Here is a 19,950-nt window from a genome sequence, read left to right as displayed (position 1 = left end):
AGAATGTGCCCGACTGCCCCGCGGAGGGGCCTTTCGGTGACCAAGCGTGTCCTCGGGGCTGCGCTGGGCGCTGACAGCCGACGTGGGTCGGGCCGAGGCCAGGGAGCAGTCACATGACGTACCGGAGCACTGGCTACCCTCGCAGGGAGCCAAGTCCGCGAAACAAGGATTTCCGACATGAGTGAACCCGTGCAGTTGCCGTCGCCCTGGCGGGACGTGCGCCTGACCGTGGTGGTGCCGACCTTCAACGAGGTGGGCAACCTTCCGGCGCTGGTGGAACAGCTACTCGCGCTGCCCTTGCCCGGGTTGAAGGTCCTCGTGGCCGACGACAACTCGCCGGACGGCACCGGCGAGGTCGCGGACAAGCTGGCCCTGGAGCACCCCGGCCAGATCGAGGTCGTCCACCGGGCCGGCAAGGAAGGCCTGGGCCGGGCGTACGTTGACGGCATCGGGCGGGCCCTCAACGACGGTGCCGAGTTCGTGGCGCAGATGGACGCCGACCTCTCCCACCCACCAGACGCACTGCCGGGCATGCTGGGCGCGCTGCTGTCCACCCAGGCTGGTGTAGTGATCGGGTCTCGCTACGTGCCGGGCGGCGAGCTGGACGAGAACTGGCCGCTCTATCGGCGGGCGCTGAGCGGCTGGGCGAACCTGTACGTACACACCCTGCTGCGGGTACGGATCCGGGACCTCACCGCCGGTTTCAAGATCTGGCGGGCAGACGCGCTGCGCGACATCGGCCTGGAGCGGGTGCAGTCCAATGGGTACAGCTTCCAGGTGGAGATGCACTACCTGGCCACGAAGCTGGGGCACACGATCCTTGAGGTGCCGATCCGGTTCGAGGAGCGGCGAGACGGCGCCTCGAAGATGACCACCGCCACCAAGATTGAAAGTGCCCTGATGCCGTTCCGCCTACGCAGTAAGCATCGCAACGTCGAACGTTGAGCCGGGCCGGGCCGGAGTTGCGGCCCGCCTCCCGCGAAGCGCCGATACCGGCACGGTGGTCGAGACCGGCACGGCGCCGGCGGGGTTCGGGCGCACCACACCACGAACCCGGTCAGCGGTAGATCGCGCGCTGCGCGGCGCCGACCGTCGCCGCGTACACACCACCGGTGAGCGCCGCGTCACGCGCCAACGCCGCCCGCGCCGCGTTCGCACCGGGCGCGCCGTGGACCCCAGCGCCGGGATGCGCCGACGAACTGGCCAGAAAGAGCCGGTCAACGGGGGTGTCGGCGCGGCCGAGTCCAGGGACCGGGCGGAAGAAGAGCTGCTGGTGGACGGCGGCCGTGCCACCACCGAGTGCCCCGCCGACCAGGCTCGGGTCCCCCGCCTCCAGGTCCGCCGGTCCCGCCACGTGCCGGCCCACCACCAGCGCACGGAAGCCCGGGGCGGCCTCCTCCAGCACCTGCTCCATCCGCTGCACCTGCGCGGCGATCTCCTCGACCCGCCACCGCCGTCGGAACGGCAGGTGGGTATACGACCACAACGACTCGGTACCCGGTGGCGAATGGCTGGGGTCGGCCACCGTCATCTGCCCGACCAACAGGAACGGGTCCCGGGGGAGTTCCCCGCGGGCCAGCGCCGCCGCATAGCCGGTCATCCCGTCGAGGTCGGCTCCGAGGTGTACGGTGCCGGCGGTGGCGACCGCCCGGTTCCGCCACGGCACCGGGGCGGAGAGCGCCCAGTCGACCTTCAGCGTTGAGCCGTCCCAGCGGAACTGGGCCAGGTCCGCCACCAGCCGCGGCGGCAGGACGTCGGCCCCGACCAGATCCAGATAGAGCGCGGGGGCCGGCACGTCGGCGAGCACCGCACGGCGGGCCCGCCAGAGCCCGCCGTCCTCGGTCCGGACGCCCATCGCCCGGCCCCGGGCGGTCAGCACCCGATCCACCCGCGCGACGCAGCGAATCTGGCCGCCCCGGTCGGCGAGCCGGGCCACCAGAGCATCGGTGATCCGTTGGGCACCGCCGTCCGGCACCGGCCAACCGACCTGCTGACCGAGCATGGCCAGCAGCCACCCGTACGCCCCGGAGCCGGCGTCCTCCGGGGCGAGGTCGGTGTGCAGCGCGCAGCCGGCGAGCAGCGCCGTCCCGCCCGCTCCGGTGAAGAGTTCGTCGCCGAGCCGGCGTACCGGTGTCACCAACCGGCGGGCCAGACGCAGCGCGCCGGCGACCCGCAGCCGGCGTAGCAGCGCGACGCTGCTACGCACCGGCGGGAACGGGGTGGTGATGGCGTCCAACACTGGGCCGCCCACCTGACGCCAGTCGTCGTAGGCCGCCAGCCACCGTTCCCCGTCACCAACCGCGAAGCTCTCCAGGGAGGCGGCGGTAGCCTCCGGGTCGCGGTTGAGCACCGCTGCCCGCCCGTCCGGCATCAGGTGCGCCAACACGTCCGGGGCATGTCGCCACCGCAGCCCGTACCGGTCCAGGCCCAGCCCGCGCAGCACCGGCGACGCGTAGCCAAGGGGGTAGAAGGAGCTGTAGAGGTCGCTCAGGTAGCCGGGAGCGGTCACCTGGGCCGACCGGACCGCGCCACCGGGGGCCCCGGTCGCCTCCAGCACGAGCACGTCCCAGCCGGCGTCGGCGAGCAGATTGGCGGCCACCAGGCCGTTGTGGCCCGCTCCGACGACGATGGCGTCCGGGGACGTCACATCGATTCGACTCACTCGAGCATGCTAGCCGCCGGTCGCCAGGACAAATAGCGTTTGCCCGGGGCTGCCCGGGGCATCTACCGCCGCATGTACACGGTTGCTCAGCTCATCGGCGGGGTGTGGGGGGCGGGCGGCGAGGGGGGCGACCTCGTCGTCCACGACCCGGCCGACGGCACTGCGGTCAGCTCGGTGCCGGTGGCGACGGCGGAAGAGGTCCGCAAGGCGGTGGCGGCGGCGCGGGGCGCCGCCACCGAGTGGGCCAGGACGCCCCCGGCGGAGCGGGCCGCCGCCCTGCATCGGGCCGCGGACGCGGTGGCGGCGGCCGCCGCCGAGCTGGCGCAGGCCACCACCGTGGAGATGGGCAAGCCGCTCGCGGATGCGCGGGGCGGGGTGGACGCGGGCGTAAGCACCCTGCGCCAGTACGCCGAGCTGGCGCCGATCCGCGGTGGCCGGACCCTACACGGTGCCGCTGAGGCGATCGACTTCATGCTGCCGCAGCCCCGCGGTGTGGTCGCCGCGATGACCCCCTGGAACGACCCGGTCGCGGTCTCCTGTGGCCTGCTCGGCGCGGCGCTGGTAACCGGCAACGTGGTGCTCTACAAGCCCAGCGAACGGACTCCGGCGACCGGATGGCTGCTGGCGAAGGCGGTGGACGCGGCGTTGCCGCCCGGGGTGCTCTCGCTACTGACCGGCGGGCCCGAGGTGGGGGCGGCGCTGGCCGCCCAGCCGGTGGACGTGCTCGCCCACGTCGGTTCGACCACCACCGGGCGGGCGGTCGCCGCCGCGGCAGCCCGGACCGGAGCGAAAGTGCTCCTCGAAAACGGTGGCAGCGACCCGCTCGTCGTTGACGCGGACGTGGACCCGCGGTGGGCAGCCGAGCAGGCGGCCATTGGAGCGTTCGCCAACGCCGGCCAGATCTGCGTCGCCGTGGAGCGGATCTACGTACACCGCAATGTGGCCGAGGACTTCGTTGCCGCCCTGGTCGAGCGGGCGCAGGCCCTGCGTACCGGCCCGGGCGTCGATCCGGCGACCGAGCTGGGCCCGTTGGTTGACCGGCGGCACCGAGACCACGTACACGGACAGGTCACGGCCGCGGTGGCGCAGGGGGCGAAGCTTCGGATCGGCGGTACCCTGCCGGATGGGCCGGGTGCCTTCTACCCGGCGACGGTGGTCACGGACTGCCGGCAGGACATGCCCCTGATCCGCGAGGAGACCTTCGCCCCGGTCGCCCCGGTCGTGGTGGTTGACTCGTTCTCGGAGGCCCTCCGGTGCGCGGCCGACTCGCCGTACGGGCTCGCCGCGACTGTGCTGACGGCGTCGATGAGTCACGCGCAACGCGCCTGCCGGGATCTCCCCGTCGGTACCGTCAAAATCAACGCTGTCTTCGGCGGGGCGCCGGGTGGGGCCGCTCATCCGCGTCGGGGCAGCGGGCAGGGCTTCGGGTACGGGCCGGAGCTGCTCGACGAGTTCACCGCCACAAAGGTGGTCCACCTGCAGGCGCCGGGCGGCGGACACTGGTGACGTGGGCCGCCCGGCGCCGAATGGTGGTTACCGGCCCCGCTGCCGGGCCTGGGCGGTCAGCCGGTTGTTGGCCTTCTCGATCGCCCGCACCAGCTCCGGCTTGGTCATGGTTGACCGGCCGGCGACGTCGAGTTCGCGGGCAACCTGCAGCAGGTGGTCCTTGCTGGCGTTCGCGTCAACGCCCCCCGCGGTCGCCGCGCGGCGCTGGGGACCGCCACCGGCGGCCTGCCGATCGCTCGGACCCTTGCGGCCCTTCGGCTCCCAGTGGTCGCCGACCTTCTCGAACTCGTTCTTGACCGCCGCGAACGCGGTCCGGCTGGCCCGCTCCCCCTCGCCGTACGTCTGCAGGGCCGAATCGTGGGTCTTCTCCCAGGTACGCTGCGCCTTGTCTGGGGAGCGTCGCAGCGTGCTGGGCATGTCCTCCCGCCCGGGCATCTCGATCCTCCTCCACGTCGGTGTCTCCAGTGATCTTTCCCCACGGCCGATGCGACAAACCGGATCTCTCCGGGGTTTACCCCCGGAGCCCGTCGGGTAGCGCAGAAGACATGGAACGCGGCAGCAGCAAGCACGGTCCGAGGCTCGACGACGAGATGGAGAGCGAGGTCAGCGGCCTCGTACAGGGTCCGGGAGCGGCCGGATCGCGGGTCGACGAGTTCCGTCAGCCGGAACCGGCGGGCGAGGATCAACCGGAGCCCACAACGGCGCCGGCCGGCGCGCTGCGCAGCGGCAGCCCACAGGGCATGAGCTCCGAGGATGTCGAGGCCCGCAGCCGGCTCGGGCGGTTCATCACGATGACCGCCCTGCCGGGCGACCGCGAGACCCTGGTCGCCAACGCACGGGACAACGACGCTCCGGCCGATTTGGTCGCCGCGCTGGAACGCCTGCCCACGGGAACCCGCTACCAGACGATCTCGGAGATCTGGGCCGCGCTCGGCCACCGCAACGAGACGACCCGCTGGTAACCCGGGCCGTCACCCGGCCCGAGCCGCCAGAAAGTGGCGGGGAGGAGGAGCTGATGAGTGGTGTCGTGGAATTCGTGGACGTCGCCGTCCCGGTCCGCACCGCCTACGACCAGTGGACCCAGTTCGAGGAGTTCCCACACTTCATGGAGGGGGTGCAGGAGGTGCGGCACCTCTCCCCGACGATGACCCACTGGACCGTGGAGATCTCCGGGGTGCGACGCGAGTTCGACGCCGAGATCACCGAACAACTCCCGGACGAGCGGGTCGCGTGGCGCTCGATCGGCGGCGCCCAGCACGCGGGGGTGGTCACCTTCCACCGGCTGGACGAAAACACCAGCCGGGTCACGCTCCAACTCGATTTCGAGCCGCACGGCGCGGTGGAGCACGCTGGGGACACGCTCGGCGTCGTGGACCACCGGGCCAAGGGTGACCTGGAACGGTTCAAGCAGTTCATCGAGGGACGCAACCAGGCGACCGGCGCCTGGCGCGGCAAGGTCGACCGCCCGCAGCCCTGATCCGCGGCCCTCCTCGCCGACGGCCTCCGGCACCACCGGGGGCCGTCGGCGGGTTTCGCGCGGGTGGAGTCGGGGTACCGCCGGAGGTATGACCGACGACAAGGCGTGGCGTGACGAGGAGCGGACTCCCCTGGTGGAGTTGGACCGAGCCATCGCTCGTTCGGCGATGGACGGCCAGGCCGACGACGTAACCGCGAACGACGCCGGGGAGGAGGCCGCGTTCGGGCACGGGCCCCAGGCGGTGGATCGCGGCGGCCAGGCTGCCGAGACCGGCCGGGAACCGACTGACCCGGACCGGGCCTACCGCCCGTCCACGACCGGGCGGACCGGACCGGACACCATGTGATCTCGAACACCGGCCCTGATCCACCGGGGCCGGCTCTCCTGGCTGACCAGGTGCCGGTGCATCCCCCGCCGACGGGACGCACCGGCACCGGCACGAGCGCTGCGCACCCCTGGCCCGCCCCATATCGCTGCGGCGGAGCCGGGATACCGGTGCGCATCGGCCAACTGGCCGAGGAAGCAAGCCGGGGAGCAGACGAGGTCGCCTGCCGGTTCCACGGGCTAGTCTCGTTCCTCATGCGCGCACCGTTGGAACGGGTCAACCCCCGCCTGCTCGTTGACGCCGCCCGCTCGACGCTGGCGTCGCTGTCCAGCACCGTGGGCACCGACGGCCTGGCTGCGGCGGCGGCGCGGCCCGGTCTCCTCGCCCTGGTTGACCAGCACGCCGCGGCGGTCCGGGAGAGCCTCGACGGGGATCGTCGGCCGCTCACTGTCGCTGCCCTGGCCGGCTACACGGAGGGAATCCACGCCGCGGCCCGGGAGCACGACTGGGCTCCGCCGGCCGGGCCGATCGACTGGGCGGGGCCGCCGGACTGGCTCCTCACCCGCCTACTCGCGGTCGCCGCTCTGGCCCGATCCCTGGACGGTCCCCGACCGGCCCCGCTCCCGCCGCTCTGACCCGAATCGGGGGGTGGCCACCCGGCGGCGACCACCCCCATGCTCCAGCCGCCGCTCAACGGTCGAACTGTTGGGTCTCGTCGCCCGCACCGCCCGACTTGCGACCACCGCTACCCGCGGTCGCCGCCTCGTGGGTCTTTGCATGCGTCCGTTCCGGTTCGCGCCCGGTCCGGTCGGCCATCTGCCGTTCGACGTCGCTGCGGCCGGCGCCCTGGGCCTGCCGGTGCTGCTGGACGGCCCGTCCTTCCTCGGCCATCCGGTTCAGCCAGCCCTCCCAGCGGCTCTGCATCGGCTTGACCAGACCACCACCGACACCCACGATCAGGATCCCGGCCACCGTGGCGAGCACGGCAATCAGCACGGGCGTGGTCACCGTGGTGGCGATGCCGACCTGGTTCAGCGCCGCGATCACACCAAGGGCCAGAATGAAGACGGCCGCCGCGTCGGCCAGGACCCGGCCATACGTCAGACCGCCGAGCGCACCACTGACGAGGTCGCGGACCGCGCTCGCAATGGCCGCCGCCACCACCACGATGACGATCGCCACGAACGCCCGCGGAATCCACGCCACCACACCACTGATCAGGTCACTGATCGCGTTGGGTCCCCACACCCCGAACGCGAACTGCAGCGTGAACAGCAGTACGGCGTAGTACGCGAGCCGCGCGAGGATGTCACTGGCGTCGTACTTGGTACGCGCCAGTGCCCGTTTGATGCCGCCGCGCTCCACGGCGCGGTCGAAGTTCACCCGCTCCAACGCCGCGTCCACCGCCTTGAGGACGGCTCGGGCGATGAGCCATCCGATCACGAGGATCACAATGAACGCGACAGCTCTCGGTATGAACAACAGCACCGCCCGCCACATATCGGTCAAGGCGGCCCCGATGTCGACCTGCCGTACCGCGAGGGTTTCCGGCATGATGCCCTCCTTCGCATGGACTACCTCGCGCGCATACCCAGTCACCGCACCGGCACTCCGCAGCGCTCCTCAGCGTTTTCCGACGCTCGCCGGGTCGCCTTGACCGGCCACGAAGACCGTTCCGGTCGCCACTGCCGCCTACCCACCCCCTTGGCTGCGTGGGTGGGGCGCTACTGGTCCGCTCGGCGGGCGAGAAGGGCGTGGGCCAGGTCGTGGCCGGAGCGCCAGGCGGTCTGGGCGCGGGGCGGGCCGAAGGCGTCACCAGCCAGCCCGATCCCGTCGGCATCCAGGTGGTAGGTGGCCGCCGCCGCCACGGTCGGCTTCGCGTACGTCCACCGGTGCACATACAGCTCCTCGGCCGACATCGGCAGCGCGAGTAGGTCCCGAACGGCCACCTCGACGGCGGAGGAAGCAGCGGCGGGCTGATCCAGGTGGGCGGCGGCGAACTCCGGGGTGGTGTGCGCGACGAGAACCGGTGCGGCGTCGCCCCGGCGGTCGCCGTCATCACAGACCAGTGCGAGCACCGGATGGTCGTTGACGAAGGCGCCGCGTAGTCCGCTCCAACAACGCTCCGGGAACCGCAGCATCGCGGCGAGCGACGGCGACCAGGCCTGGGCTCGCGTGGCCCGGGTCGCGGCGGTCAGGGCCGGGTCCAGCAGCGGTTCCGCCTGCGGGCCAGGCATGGCCAGCACCACCGCCGCGCAGGGCTGCCCGTCCACGGTCGGGCCGGGTCCGACGCTGTGTACTGGGCGGCTGTAGCTCACCGGCAGCTCCTGGGCGAGCTGCTCCACCAGCGAACGCAGCCCGCGGGGGGCGGCCCAGCGCATGGGACCCACCACCTCCCGACGGTCTTCGCCGCGGTAGGCGAGGAAGGTGTCGGTCCACTCGCGGGCCAGGCCCGCCGCCCGCCACTGCCGCAGCACCGCGGCGAAGCCCGGGTCGCTGACCGTCAGGTACGCGGCACCCAGGTCCACCGGGCGCCCCGCGAAGCTCCGGCTGGCCATCCGTCCGCCGGCCACCTGCCCACGTTCTCGAAGCTGCACCGGTACGCCCGCCCGGGCCAGTTCACGGGCGCACGCCACTCCGGCCAGACCCGCGCCGATCACCACCACGCTCGCCGCTTCCCCGTGCACCGGTTGAGCCTACTGGTCGCCGGTGCGCCGCCACCCTGGTTCCGCCCTCGCCGGCCACGAGCACGGGTTACCCCCTCGGCCAACGGGGAACGTGGATGGTGACGAAGGAGGAGACTCATGAACACACCTTCGAGTCCGGCCTCAGCCTGGCGTCCCGGTTCAGCGGGCGGCGACACCATCCCCTCCGGTCCGGCGGGTCATCCGGCACCGCCCAGCGGCGACGGCGACGGGCCAGGGATGGGACCGCCGACGGTGACAATCGGCTCATACCCGGACTACCGCACCGCCCAGCGGGTCGTTGACTACCTGGCGGACAACCGGTTCCCGGTGGAGCACACCGCCATCGTCGGCACCGACCTCACCCTGGTCGAGACGGTCCTCGGCCGGCTGAGCACCGGGCGGGCGGGGCTACTCGGCGCCGGTACCGGCGCGTGGTTCGGTCTCTTCATCGGCTTGTTGTTCGGCATCTTCACCGCGGGAAACTGGCTCGCGGTGGTCCTCGCCGGCCTGGTGATCGGTGCGATCTGGGGTGCGGTGTTCGGGGCCGTGGCACATGCGATGACCGGCGGTCGCCGCGACTTCACCTCGGCCAGTTCTCTTCGCGCCAACCAGTACGCGGTCATCGTTGATCAGCAGTACGCCGAGCAGGCCCGTCAGCTGCTGGGCCGGCTCCACCTGCAGGCACCGCAGCGGCAACCGGACTAGCTCGCACCGCCCGGGCAGGCGGCTGCTGGCCGCCACCGACCGGGTGGAGGAGCGGCGCCGACACCGGACGTATACCGAGTGCACCCCGGCCGCCGCTGGCGGCCGGGGTGCACTCATCTCCGGCTCAGGACAGCGCGAATATGCCCGCGATGCCCAAGAGCACCATCACCAGGACGGCCACCAGCGCCCCCCGCTCCCCCTCGGCCGCCGGTGGGCGGTCTTCGGTTCCGCGGTTCCTCGTCTCACCGGGCATTGACTGGCCTCCTCGACGCTCGGGGCTAGTCCCGTCCGGCTGCCGGCCAGTCGGGAACCAGGTCCGAATCTGGCGGACGCGCCCGTTGCCGCGAGGGCTGTTGCGCTCCCCCGCTGGACGCACCGAGGAATGAGTTACCCACCGAGGCAGGAGGTAACCGTGCCGAGTCACCTGCTCGCCCCGGCAGGCGGGAGGCCGGGGCGCGGGGCCGAGCGGGCGGTGGCCGGGCTGCAGAGCCCGGCCACCGCAGAATCAGCTCAGCGGGGATCCCGCCACATCGGCCAGAAGGGCGTGCCATCGGGCAACCGGAACGGTTCCCATACCTGGTAGCCGTGCTTGGCGTAGAGCTCGACGGCCACCTCGCTGGACGCCTCCAAATATCCAGGCATCCGGTTGGCGTCCAGCCACGCGTGGTGGTGCCGCAACAGTGCGGTACCCACTCCCTGGCCCTGCCGGTCCGGCTGCACGGCGAGGAAGGCGAGGTGATGGTGGTCGGGCTGCGGATGGTTCGCGGCGAAGAGCTCATCGAGGTGGACGAAGCGATCCGTCCACTCACCGCACACCGCGGCGAGCCGGGCGTCGTAGTCCGGCGGCGGCGGCGCCGGCTCCGCACCGATCGAGGGGAACCAGACGGCCACCCCGGTCAGGTCGGTGGTACCGAAGACCAGGCCGTGCCGCATCGCATGGTCGACCAGGATCTCGAACTGTCCGGCGATCACCGTCTCCCGTTTGCTTTCGTCGGGCACCAGCCAGCGCGGCTGGTCGAGCACCAGGAACGCCGCGGCGATCCGCTCCGCGACCAGCTGCGTCCGTTCCGGCCCGAGCCGCTCGACACCGACGCCGGTCATCGCCGGGCCTCCGCCCGCTCCGACGCCGCTGGCAGGGGATCGGTCGGCTCCGGCAGGGCCGTGGCGGCGCTCTCCGCGCCGAGCCCGATCCGGGCGTAGATGACCGGACGGCTTGACCGCAGGACCAGCCCCCACACCACGCCCAGCAGCGCGGCAACCAGGTACGCGATCGGGACTCCCCAGCGCAGGGTGTGGTCGGCCGGGACGCCAAGCAGGTCGGCGAAGTTGAGCACCGCCAGGGTGAAGACAGTCAGCAACGCCACCGCGGCGAGCCCGGGTGCCACTGCCCGCCGCCACAGCGACTCCCCCTGGCCATCACGGGCGAAGTAGGCGATCACCGCGATCGAGGTGGTGACGATCAGCAGCAGCACCCCGAACGAGCCGCTGGTGCCGCACCAGAAGAAGAGCTGCACGATCGGGTCCCACCCGTTGACCGCGTACAACAGGATCACGAACAGGCCCAGAGCGCTCTGGGCGAGGGAAGCCGTGCGAGGGGCGCCGCTACTCGGCGAGGTGCGCCCGAAGGCCGCCGGCAGCACCCGCTCCCGGCCAAGGGCGAACGCGTACCGGGCGGTGGTGTTGTGGAAAGAGATCATCGCGGCCACCACCGACGTCAGGAACAGCACCTGGCCGATGGTCACCACCGTGTCGCCGAGGTGCTCGGCGGCCAGGTTGAAGATCAGCGCGACACTCTGCTCGCCGGCCTGCTCGGAGATCTGGTCCGGCCCGACCGCGACGGTCATGCTCCACGACGAGAGTGCGTAGAGGCCCGCGATGATCGCGATAGACAGGTAGGTGGCTACCTTCACCGTCCGGCGGGGATCCTTGCTCTCCTCGCTGAACACCACGGCTGCCTCGAACCCGACGAACCCGAGGATCGCCAGCACCAGCACCGCGCCGAGGCCGGGGACGAAGAGGTTGTCCGGTGCGAACGCCGCGAAACTGACCTGGCCACCAGCGGGGTTGCCCAGCTGGGCGAGGTCGAACACCAGGACCACTGCGATCTCGGCGAGCAGCAGCACCGCGAGGACCTTGCCGTTGATGTCGACCCGAAGCAGCCCCAGCACGGCGACGAACGCCCAGGCGCCGAGGGCCACCACCCACCACTGCACGCTGACGCCGAAGAGCCGGTCCAGGACCGGTTCGGCGGCGGCGCCGATAGTGCCGTACAGCCCGACCTGCAGGGCGTTGTACGCGATCAGCGCCACCCAGGCGGCGCCGACACCGGCCGGACGCCCCAACCCGCGGGAGATGTACGCGTAGAAGGCGCCGGCGTTGACCAGCCGGCGGGCCATTGTCACGTAGCCAACTGAGAAAAGGGCGAGCAACGCGGCGACCATGAGGAAGGCCAGCGGGATGCCGAGCACGCCGATGACGCCGTAGCCGGTGGTCACCACACCCGCTACCACGGTTAGTGGTGCGGCCGCGGACAGGACGAAGAAGACCACGGATGGCACGCCGAGCCGGCCACGGGCCAGCGCCTCAGAGACGTTGCTCGGCTTTTCTATGGTTGCTGTCGAGGGCATTACCACTCCGGTTGAGGGACACGAGGGATGTTGTTTTCGCGATCACGAGGAACCGCGCAGCACCGCCGCCCCGACAGCGGCCTCGGTCTGCGTCGCCAGTTCCTTCAATGGCGGGGGCAGCGAGGCAACCAGTTCGGTGAACCGGTGCTCGGCTCGGGGTCCGACGCTCCACAGCACCTCCCGGCTCAGGCCTGCCGCGGCGGTCAGCCCGAGTAGCACCGCATCAGGGAGGGTTGGTGGGGGGTCCGACCGCTCCAGCAGTAACCGCAGGCGGGTCGCCGGCCAGGCTGCCGCGTTCGGATCCACCGGGACATAGCCGACCTTGCTGCGTAGTAACCGCCGGCTCTCCTGGCGACGCAGCACGCCCGCCCGGGACAGCCGCTCCCCCACCGAGGTGGTGGCGCTCTGCGCGAGGAAACTGAGCCAGATGCGCACCGACCGGTGTTGCGCCTCGCCCACCAGCTGGTCTAGCACGGTATGGGCGAGCGCATCGGCAGGCGGCCGGGTATGGACGACCGAAACCTCACCACTGCCCACAGTGATATTTCCACTTAGGAGCAGCTCAGCCAGGAGGCAGCCAGCGAGCCCGAGGCCGGTGGCGGAGGAGTGCAGCTTCGCCCTACCCCGGGAGTCGTTGTGGGCGATCAGGAAGAATTCGTCGGCGACCAGCAACCCGGTCCTCCCACCTATCTCGTCCACAGTGATCGCAACTGGGCAAGGATGCACTGCACCGGGCTGAACTGCAACTCCCAATGCGGAGGGTTGCACTCCGTATCCATACGACCTGGGGATCTTGTCGTGACAGACTCGGAGGGTGACCGCGAGCCCGACCGTACGCCGCCGCCGTATCGCCCGTGAACTCCGCCAGCTGCGCGAGCATGCCAACATGACCCTCGACGCCGCCGCCCGCCAGCTGGACATGTCCAAGAGCAACCTGTCCCGGATCGAGAACGCCCAGATTGGAATCAAGCCCCGGGATGTCCGCGCCGCTCTCGCCCTCTACCAGGTGACCGGCGCCGACGCCGAGGCACTGATCGAGATCGCCCGCGATGCCCAGCAGCGCGGCTGGTGGCAGAGCTACAGCGACGTCCTGCCGGAGTGGTTCGAGTTCTACGTCGGCTTGGAGGCGGAGGCCGCCGCACTGCACACCTACGAGGGCGAGGCCGTACCCGGACTCCTACAGACCCCGGCGTACGCGCGCGAGGTCTTCCGGCGCACCGCCGGCGAGGGCGGCCTGGAACGAAAGGTGGCAGCGCGCCTGCGCCGCCAGGAGGTGTTGCACCGCGACAACCCGGTGGAGCTGTCGGTTGTCCTCAATGAGGCGGTGCTCTGCCGGCCGGTCGGCGGGGACGCGGTGATGGCTGACCAGCTCGCGCACATCGCGACGGTCACACAGTTACCGAACGTCACGGTGCAGGTACTACCCTTCTCGGCCGGCGGGCACCCCGCCATGAGCGCGCCCTACGTCATCCTGGCCTTCGCCGACACGGCCGACGCAGCCGTGGTCTACCTGGAAAATCTAACGACAGGCCTAGCACTGGAGGGGGCGGAACACGTGGCTGGGTATAGCCTTGTGCACGAGGAGCTGCGTCGTCTGGCGCTCGATCCAGCGGCGTCCCAGGCACATCTTTTGGCAGCTTCTCGTAACTTTCAGTAACGTCGGCGAGGCACGCCGACATTGACGAGAGGTACGCGATGACGGCGCTCGACCGGACTGAGTGGCGCACCAGCAGCCGCAGTGTGGGCAATGGCAACTGCATCGAGGTGTCCACATCGACCAACCAGGTCGCGGTCCGGGACAGCAAGGACCGTCGCGGCCCGGTGCTCGCCTTCCCCACACCGGCCTGGCGGGCCTTCGTCGCCGGTATCAACGGGGTAGGCGGCGACTGACCCATCGCCGGTGGGACACTCCTGCCGTGTACTCCGACGCCCCCGTTGACCTGCCGGTCCGGCCGGTGGTGCCCGCGGTGCTGGCGGCGCTGCACGCCACCGGCACCGCGGTGCTCGTAGCGCCGCCGGGCAGCGGCAAGACCACACTGCTCCCGCTCGCCGTGGCCGAGGAGGTGACCGGCCGGGTGCTGGTGGCGCAGCCCCGCCGGATGGCCGCCCGCGCCGCCGCCCGCCGGATGGCCGCGTTGCTCGGCGAGCGGGTGGGCGAGCGGGTCGGGTACGCGGTGCGGGGCGACCGCCGCGTCGGACCACGCACCCGGGTCGAGGTGGTGACGACCGGCCTGCTGGTCCGCCGGCTGCACCGGGACCCCGAGCTGGCCGGCAGCAGCGCCGTCCTGCTCGACGAGATCCACGAACGGCAGCTCGACGCCGACCTGGCGCTCGCATTCACGGTGGAGGCGCGGGCCGCGCTCCGCCCGGAGCTGTGGCTACTCGGCATGTCGGCCACCCCTGACTCGGATCGGGTCGCCGCGTTGCTCGGCGGTGACACGGCCGCACCGGTGGTGCGAGCGTCGGCGGCAGCGCACCCGGTGGCCCGGATCTGGGCACCGCCGCCCCGCCCGGTCCTCCCCGCCGGCAGCGGCCGGGTGGACCCGGTGCTACTCGACCATGTGGCGGCCACCATCCGGCGGGCCCTACGCGAGCACGACGGCGACGTGTTGGTCTTTCTCCCCGGCACCGGCGAGATCGCCGCCATCAGCGCCCGGCTGGCCGGCTTGCCCGGCGAGGTCGCGGTCCTGCCGTTGCACGGCCGGCAGCGCCCAGCGGAGCAGGACGCCGTATTGCGGGCGCAACCGCTCCGGCGCGGCACCTCCGACACCCCACCCCGCGCCGGCGCCGACCGCCCCCGTCGGCGGGTGGTGCTGGCGACGTCGGTCGCGGAGAGCAGCCTGACGGTGCCGGGGGTACGGGTGGTCGTCGACTCGGGGCTGGCCCGCGTCGCGCGTACGGACCTCGCCCGCGGGCTGGGCGCGTTGGTCACCGTCCCGGTGTCCCGGGCCGCCGCCACCCAGCGGGCCGGACGGGCCGGTCGGGAGGGCCCGGGGCAGGTGTACCGCTGCTGGTCGGCAGCGCAGCACGAGCGACTCGCCGCACAGCCGGAGCCAGAGATCGCCACCGCCGACCTCACCCGGTTCGCGCTGGACATCGCGGCCTGGGGCACGCCGGACGGACACGGCCTCGCGCTGCCAGACCCACCGCCACCAGCCGCGCTCGCCGTGGCCCAGGAATCCCTCGTCGCGCTCGGCGCGCTCGACGCCGATCGGCGGGTCACCGACCGCGGCCGGGCGATCGCCGCGGTCGGCACGCACCCGCGGCTGGGCCGCGCCCTGATCGATGGCGCCGCTCACCTCGGCCCGGACCGCGCGGCCGAGGTCGTCGCGCTCCTCGCCGAGGAGGGGGTCGCCGGCGCCCGGGACGACCTCACCGCCGCGCTGCGACGGCTTCGCGCCGGAACGGACGTCACCGCCACCAACCGCTGGCGAGCCGAGGTACGCCGGCTGCGTACCGCCCTGCCCTCGGGCGCCGGGCCAACGACGCCGGAGCGGGGCCTCCCCGACGACCTGGCCGCGGGGCTGGTCGTCGGCCTGGCGTACCCGGAACGGCTGGCCCGAGCCCGGCGGCCGGGCGACCCGACATACCTGATGAGTGGTGGGACCGCCGCGACGCTGGCACCCGGGTCAGCGCTGACCGATTCGGTGTGGCTGGCGGTCGCGGTCGCCGACCGGACGCCGGGGGCGCCGGCTGCCCGAATCCGACTGGCGGCTCCGATCGACGAGGCGACCGCCCGGGCGGCCGGTGGTTCGCTGCTGACCACGGCGCGCGAGGTGGCCTGGTCCGGGACGGACGTGGTGGCTCGGGAGGTGGTCCGACTGGGCTCCCTCGACCTCCTGGAGCGCCCGCTCGTCGCACCGAACCGGGACGAACTGCGCAACGCGCTCGTGGACGGCCTGCGCCGTACCGGGCTGGAACTGCTGACCTGGTCCCCGGCGTCCCGGGCGTTCCGCGAGCGGTTGGCGTTCTGCCACACGGCCCTCGGCGACGAGTGGCCCGAGGTGGACGACGAGGCCCTGCTGGCGGCGGCGCCGGACTGGCTCGCGCCGGAGCTGGCCGGGGCACGACGGCGAGCCGACCTGGCCCAGATTGATGTGCTCTCCGCGCTGCGCCGCCTGCTGCCCTGGCCACTCGCGGCCCGCCTGGACGAACTCGCCCCGGAACGACTCACGGTGCCCAGCGGCTCCCGGATCCGCGTCGACTACACGGATCCGACCACACCGGTGTTGGCGGTCCGGCTCCAGGAGACCTTCGGCTGGCCGGAGGCGCCCCGGATCGCCGCTGGTCGGGTCCCCGTCCTGCTACGACTCCTCTCCCCCGCCGGGCGTCCCGTCGCGGTCACCGGGGACCTGGCCTCTTTCTGGCGGTCCGGCTACCCGCAGGTGCGGGCGGAGCTGCGCGGGCGCTACCCACGGCACTCCTGGCCGGTGGATCCGACGACCGCTGAGCCGACCCGGCGAGCTAATCCGCGCCGCCGCTGAGGGTCACTCCGCCACCAGGTCGGCGACGACGGCAGTGACGTTGTCCGGGCCGCCGGCGTGCAGCGCCAGTTCGATCAACTTTCGGGTGCACTCGGTCTGGTCGGGGTATTCGGCGAGCACCTCGGTGAGCGTCTCCGGGCGGACCACGTTCGACAGCCCATCGCTGCACAGCAACCAACGATCGCCGGCCCAGGGGATCATCGTCGCGTAGGCCGGGGAGACCTCCTCGCCCTGCAGCGCCTGGGTCACGACCGCTCGCCGGGGGTGGCTACTCGCCTCCTCCGGGCTGATGACCCCCTGGTCAATGAGGAGCTGCACGAACGTGTCGTCCCGGGTGATCTGTTTGAGCACGCCCTCGCGGAAGAGGTACGCCCGGGAGTCGCCAACGTGAGCCAACGCGAGGCAGCTGCCCGTTCGCGCCAGGAGCAGGGCAGTCAGCGTGGTACCCATGCCCTGGCGCTCCGGCTCCGCACTGACGGCCTGCCGGATTCGTGCGGTCCCCCCCGCGATGGCCCGCTGCAACGCGGCTACCAGCTCATCCTCCGGGGTCGCCACGTCGATTGGCGCGATCGAACTGATCGCCATCGAACTGGCAAGATCACCAGCGGCCATCCCACCCATACCGTCGGCGACGGCGACGAGCCAGCTACCTGAGTACAGGGCGTCCTGGTTCCCACTCCGGATCAGCCCACGGTCGCTCATGCCGAACGAACGCAGCTTCAAGGTCATGGGAGGCAGCCTGCCAGGCGGAGAGGCCGTTGTCTCAAGGAGGCACCCTGACCCGGCGTGGCGCGGCGAATCTCACCGGTACCGAGCCCAACGATCATCCAACCGGCTCGCGCCACCGCTCATCCGCTCTACTCGGCGAGCGCTGCCACCGAGTCGGTACCGCCGTCGCCACCAACCCACACAGTCTTGGTGTTACAGAACTCGCGCATCCCCACCGCGGCCAGCTCACGGCCGTACCCGGAGTTCTTCACCCCACCGAACGGCAGCTCCGGAAAGGACGTGGTCATACCGTTGACGAAGACGTTGCCCGCCTCCAGGTCGATGACGAACCGCTCCTGCTCCGTTGGGTCCTGGGTCCAGGCGTTCGCGCCGAGCCCGAACGCGGTGCCGTTGGCCACCTCGATCGCCTCGTCGTATGACGAGACTCGGTACAGCCCGGCGACTGGCCCGAAGACCTCCTCAGCCCACATCCGCATCCGCGGGGTGAGATCGGCGACGACCGTGGGCGGGTAGTACCAGCCCTCCCCCGCCGGCACCTCACCCCCGCAGCGGAGGGTCGCCCCCTGGTCGACGGCGTCGCGTACCTGGGCGACGATCTCGGCACGGCTTTCTTCGCTGACGAGTGGACCCACGTCGGTGGTCTCCGCCATCGGGTCACCCACCCGCAGTGCGGACATCCGCGCAGCGAACCGCTCCGCGAAGGCGTCGAACACGTCGGTGTGCACGATGAAGCGCTTCGCGGCGATGCAGGACTGGCCGTTGTTTCGGCACCGGGCAGCGGTCGCCACCTCGGCGGCCCGATCCAGGTCGGCCGAGGGCATCACCACGAACGGGTCGCTGCCGCCGAGTTCCAACACAGTCTTCTTCAACTCACTACCCGCGATCTGGGCGATGACGCGTCCAGCATGCTCACTGCCGGTCACCGTCGCGGCACGAACCCGCGGATCACGGAGAATGGCCTCCACCGCGTCCGAGCCGACCAGCAGGGTGCTGAACGCCCCCGGCGGAAAGCCGGCCCGACGGAAGAGGTCCTCCAGGTAGAGAGCGCTCTGGGGGACGTTCGAGGCGTGCTTGAGTAGGCCGGTGTTGCCGGCCATCAGCGCCGGCGCGGCGAAGCGGAGCACCTGCCAGAGCGGAAAGTTCCAGGGCATCACCGCAAGCACCGGCCCGAGCGGCTGGTACCGGACGAAGGCCCGAGCGGCACCGACACCGGCGGCGTCGGCAGGCTCGTCGGCGAGGAACGCCGGTGCCTTCGTCGCGTAGAAGCGGCAGGCGTTCACGCAGATGGCCACCTCGGCCCGGGCAGCGGCGTAGGTCTTTCCCATCTCGGTTGTCACCAGCCGGGCCACGTCGTCGCGCTCGGCCTCCAGTAGGGCGGCGGCCCTGTTGAGCCAGTCACCACGCTCCTCAACGGTCGTGTCGCGCAGTTGCCGAAACACGTGGGAACTCCGGCTGATCGCCGCCTCCACCTGCTCGGACGAGAGCGGCGCAAACGTCCTCAGCGTCTCGCCGGTGGCCGGGTTCGTAGTGGCGATGGGCATCGCGAACTCCTGTCACTCGAACAACGAATGCCGGGTGCCCGGCTCCTCCCGGCGGCGCGCGCCCCGTCGCCGCTGGATGATCACCAGGTCGACGACGGCGACCACGGCGAAGAGGGCGCAGAACACCCCCAACCAGACCACCCCCGCCCGGAACGCCAACACACCGAAAACCACCATCGTGACCAAGCCGAAGCTGGCGAGCACGAGGCGAAGATTGAGCGCGCTGTAGGCGTGACCGACGGTGCCACGGGCACGCCGGGGCTGCGATCTCGTCATCACCCGGGCCTACCCGCTCCGGGCATACCTAACCAGGAACACGTCCCGGCCAGCAGCACCTCCCAGCCGGTTGTTCCGGCTGCTCGGGCTGGCTGTGGTGAGTCGGCTCACCACGCGGGTTAGTCGCATTACACCGACCCACCGCGCGCCGGCCGATCCCGGTGTCGGCGAGGAACATGGAGACATGACCATGACGCCCGCGATGCCAGTGACCGTCTCAGTCTCCCGACGTACCGACCCCGCTCGGACCCAGGAGATGGTGGCGTGGATGCGCGCCGGCACGGCGCTGGCGGAGGCGTTTCCCGGCTTCCTCGGGGCCGGATGGATCCGCAGCGCCCCCGGCTCCGGCGAGTGGCACATGCTCTACCGGTTCGCCGACGACGAGACGCTGCGTCGCTGGGAGGAGTCACCGCAACGGCACTGGTGGCTGGCCTCGGCGCAGGGCGTCGTCGAGCACACCCAGGTGGAACGCCGGACCGGGGTCGAGGGCTGGTTCTCCCGGCGGGGACAGGTTGTCGAGCCGGTCAGCGCAGAACCGACCGCTCCGCCACCGTCGCCGCCGCGGTGGAAGCAGGCGGTGACGATCTGGTTGGCGTTCTTCCCCCTCAGCCTGACCGCAACCCTGCTGACCGGCCGGTTCATGCCAGATGTCCCGGTGCCAGCTCGCGTGCTGCTCATGACACTGACGCTGACACCGCTGATGACATACGTGGTGTTGCCCCGGATCACCCACGCGCTCGGCTGGTGGCTGCACCGCCGACCTGCCGCCCGCGGCCCACGATGAGGAGCAACCGCGGACAGCGGTGACGACCGTAGGCCGCGGTGAGTCAGCCCCACTACCGCAGGCTGCGGTTCTCGCGAGCGGGCGGGAGCCGCAGCGCAGTTCGGTGCTGGATATCCGACACTGCCCCACCACCACCCCGACCACACC

General features: G+C 71.6%; 22 protein-coding genes. 11 read left to right on the top strand and 11 right to left on the bottom strand.

Annotated features, from left to right (window positions below; translation table 11 throughout):
• Positions 1-177 precede the first annotated feature (177 nt).
• The gene (locus SALPAC4_RS0118505) at positions 178-945 is read left to right on the top strand and encodes a polyprenol monophosphomannose synthase (protein ID WP_019871592.1); all 768 of its coding nucleotides are present in this window, start codon (positions 178-180) and stop codon (positions 943-945) included.
• Positions 946-1,057: 112 nt separating this feature from the next.
• Here the strand turns inward: SALPAC4_RS0118505 and SALPAC4_RS0118500 are convergent, their stop codons facing one another.
• Positions 1,058-2,647, bottom strand: coding sequence for a phytoene desaturase family protein (locus tag SALPAC4_RS0118500; protein WP_019871591.1), 1,590 nt, complete (start codon positions 2,645-2,647; stop codon positions 1,058-1,060).
• 87 nt (positions 2,648-2,734) lie between these two features.
• Between SALPAC4_RS0118500 and SALPAC4_RS0118495 the strand changes: the two genes are divergently transcribed.
• Complete coding sequence (locus SALPAC4_RS0118495) at positions 2,735-4,168, top strand: aldehyde dehydrogenase family protein (protein WP_019871590.1); 1,434 nt, start codon at positions 2,735-2,737, stop codon at positions 4,166-4,168.
• Positions 4,169-4,195: 27 nt separating this feature from the next.
• On the opposite strand, the gene SALPAC4_RS0118490 is transcribed toward SALPAC4_RS0118495, so the two are convergent.
• Positions 4,196-4,603, bottom strand: a complete 408-nt coding sequence (locus SALPAC4_RS0118490) for a ChaB family protein (RefSeq protein WP_019871589.1) — start codon at positions 4,601-4,603, stop codon at positions 4,196-4,198.
• 110 nt (positions 4,604-4,713) lie between these two features.
• Between SALPAC4_RS0118490 and SALPAC4_RS0118485 the strand changes: the two genes are divergently transcribed.
• The 4 genes from SALPAC4_RS0118485 (at position 4,714) to SALPAC4_RS0118470 (ending at position 6,605) form a co-directional block, all read left to right on the top strand.
• Positions 4,714-5,130 carry a DUF2795 domain-containing protein gene (locus SALPAC4_RS0118485; protein WP_018743911.1) on the top strand — a complete coding sequence of 139 codons (417 nt, stop codon included), beginning with the start codon at positions 4,714-4,716 and terminating at the stop codon, positions 5,128-5,130.
• A 53-nt stretch (positions 5,131-5,183) separates the two neighbouring features.
• Positions 5,184-5,645, top strand: coding sequence for an SRPBCC family protein (locus SALPAC4_RS0118480; RefSeq protein WP_018730096.1), 462 nt, complete (start codon positions 5,184-5,186; stop codon positions 5,643-5,645).
• An 88-nt stretch (positions 5,646-5,733) separates the two neighbouring features.
• On the top strand, positions 5,734-5,991 hold the full coding sequence (locus tag SALPAC4_RS0118475) for a hypothetical protein (RefSeq protein WP_018730097.1): 258 nt from the start codon (positions 5,734-5,736) through the stop codon (positions 5,989-5,991).
• Between the two features lie 233 nt (positions 5,992-6,224).
• Positions 6,225-6,605: a DUF6401 family natural product biosynthesis protein gene (locus SALPAC4_RS0118470; RefSeq protein ID WP_018743909.1), complete on the top strand. Its 381-nt coding sequence runs from the start codon at positions 6,225-6,227 to the stop codon at positions 6,603-6,605.
• 55 nt (positions 6,606-6,660) lie between these two features.
• Here SALPAC4_RS0118470 and SALPAC4_RS0118465 read toward each other — a convergent pair whose 3' ends face one another.
• On the bottom strand, positions 6,661-7,524 hold the full coding sequence (locus SALPAC4_RS0118465) for a mechanosensitive ion channel family protein (protein WP_027644350.1): 864 nt from the start codon (positions 7,522-7,524) through the stop codon (positions 6,661-6,663).
• A 170-nt stretch (positions 7,525-7,694) separates the two neighbouring features.
• Positions 7,695-8,636, bottom strand: a complete 942-nt coding sequence (locus tag SALPAC4_RS0118460) for an NAD(P)/FAD-dependent oxidoreductase (protein ID WP_027644349.1) — start codon at positions 8,634-8,636, stop codon at positions 7,695-7,697.
• Positions 8,637-8,894: 258 nt separating this feature from the next.
• On the opposite strand from SALPAC4_RS0118460, the gene SALPAC4_RS0118455 reads away from it, so the two are divergent.
• Entirely contained in the window at positions 8,895-9,362 is a 468-nt protein-coding gene (locus SALPAC4_RS0118455; protein ID WP_018730101.1) for a general stress protein, read from the top strand.
• 124 nt (positions 9,363-9,486) lie between these two features.
• On the opposite strand, the gene SALPAC4_RS28835 is transcribed toward SALPAC4_RS0118455, so the two are convergent.
• The 4 genes from SALPAC4_RS28835 to SALPAC4_RS0118435 all read right to left on the bottom strand — a co-directional run bounded on the left by SALPAC4_RS28835 (position 9,487) and on the right by SALPAC4_RS0118435 (position 12,661).
• Complete coding sequence (locus tag SALPAC4_RS28835; RefSeq protein WP_019871585.1) at positions 9,487-9,615, bottom strand: hypothetical protein; 129 nt, start codon at positions 9,613-9,615, stop codon at positions 9,487-9,489.
• Positions 9,616-9,872: 257 nt separating this feature from the next.
• Positions 9,873-10,463 (bottom strand): GNAT family N-acetyltransferase, encoded by a 591-nt coding sequence (locus tag SALPAC4_RS0118445; RefSeq protein ID WP_019871584.1) that lies wholly within the window; start codon positions 10,461-10,463, stop codon positions 9,873-9,875.
• Positions 10,460-11,989 carry an APC family permease gene (locus SALPAC4_RS0118440; RefSeq protein WP_027644347.1) on the bottom strand — a complete coding sequence of 510 codons (1,530 nt, stop codon included), beginning with the start codon at positions 11,987-11,989 and terminating at the stop codon, positions 10,460-10,462. The genes SALPAC4_RS0118445 and SALPAC4_RS0118440 overlap by 4 nt, the downstream gene beginning before the upstream one ends.
• A 42-nt stretch (positions 11,990-12,031) precedes the next feature.
• Positions 12,032-12,661 (bottom strand): GOLPH3/VPS74 family protein, encoded by a 630-nt coding sequence (locus tag SALPAC4_RS0118435; protein WP_019871582.1) that lies wholly within the window; start codon positions 12,659-12,661, stop codon positions 12,032-12,034.
• A gap of 142 nt (positions 12,662-12,803) precedes the next feature.
• On the opposite strand from SALPAC4_RS0118435, the gene SALPAC4_RS0118430 reads away from it, so the two are divergent.
• The 3 genes from SALPAC4_RS0118430 to hrpB are packed head-to-tail and all read left to right on the top strand — an operon-like array spanning position 12,804 to position 16,473.
• Positions 12,804-13,646, top strand: a complete 843-nt coding sequence (locus SALPAC4_RS0118430; RefSeq protein ID WP_019871581.1) for a helix-turn-helix domain-containing protein — start codon at positions 12,804-12,806, stop codon at positions 13,644-13,646.
• Positions 13,647-13,684: 38 nt separating this feature from the next.
• A complete protein-coding gene (locus SALPAC4_RS0118425) occupies positions 13,685-13,879 on the top strand; it encodes a DUF397 domain-containing protein (protein WP_019871580.1) in 195 nt (64 codons plus the stop codon).
• A gap of 26 nt (positions 13,880-13,905) precedes the next feature.
• Positions 13,906-16,473 (top strand): ATP-dependent helicase HrpB, encoded by a 2,568-nt coding sequence (gene hrpB / locus SALPAC4_RS0118420; RefSeq protein WP_019871579.1) that lies wholly within the window; start codon positions 13,906-13,908, stop codon positions 16,471-16,473.
• Between the two features lie 3 nt (positions 16,474-16,476).
• On the opposite strand, the gene SALPAC4_RS0118415 is transcribed toward hrpB, so the two are convergent.
• The 3 genes from SALPAC4_RS0118415 to SALPAC4_RS0118405 all read right to left on the bottom strand — a co-directional run bounded on the left by SALPAC4_RS0118415 (position 16,477) and on the right by SALPAC4_RS0118405 (position 19,019).
• Positions 16,477-17,202: a PP2C family protein-serine/threonine phosphatase gene (locus SALPAC4_RS0118415; protein ID WP_019871578.1), complete on the bottom strand. Its 726-nt coding sequence runs from the start codon at positions 17,200-17,202 to the stop codon at positions 16,477-16,479.
• 128 nt (positions 17,203-17,330) lie between these two features.
• Positions 17,331-18,743 carry an NADP-dependent succinic semialdehyde dehydrogenase gene (locus SALPAC4_RS0118410; protein ID WP_019871577.1) on the bottom strand — a complete coding sequence of 471 codons (1,413 nt, stop codon included), beginning with the start codon at positions 18,741-18,743 and terminating at the stop codon, positions 17,331-17,333.
• 12 nt (positions 18,744-18,755) lie between these two features.
• Positions 18,756-19,019 (bottom strand): DUF6343 family protein, encoded by a 264-nt coding sequence (locus tag SALPAC4_RS0118405; protein ID WP_018730111.1) that lies wholly within the window; start codon positions 19,017-19,019, stop codon positions 18,756-18,758.
• A 184-nt stretch (positions 19,020-19,203) separates the two neighbouring features.
• Here SALPAC4_RS0118405 and SALPAC4_RS0118400 point away from each other — a divergent pair, with 184 nt between their 5' ends.
• On the top strand, positions 19,204-19,803 hold the full coding sequence (locus tag SALPAC4_RS0118400) for an antibiotic biosynthesis monooxygenase (RefSeq protein WP_019871576.1): 600 nt from the start codon (positions 19,204-19,206) through the stop codon (positions 19,801-19,803).
• Positions 19,804-19,950: the final 147 nt, after the last annotated feature.

The sequence above is a fragment of the Salinispora oceanensis genome (genome assembly GCF_000383575.1).
GTDB lineage: Bacteria > Actinomycetota > Actinomycetes > Mycobacteriales > Micromonosporaceae > Micromonospora > Micromonospora oceanensis.
This window is presented reverse-complemented; position numbering and strand designations above follow the sequence as displayed.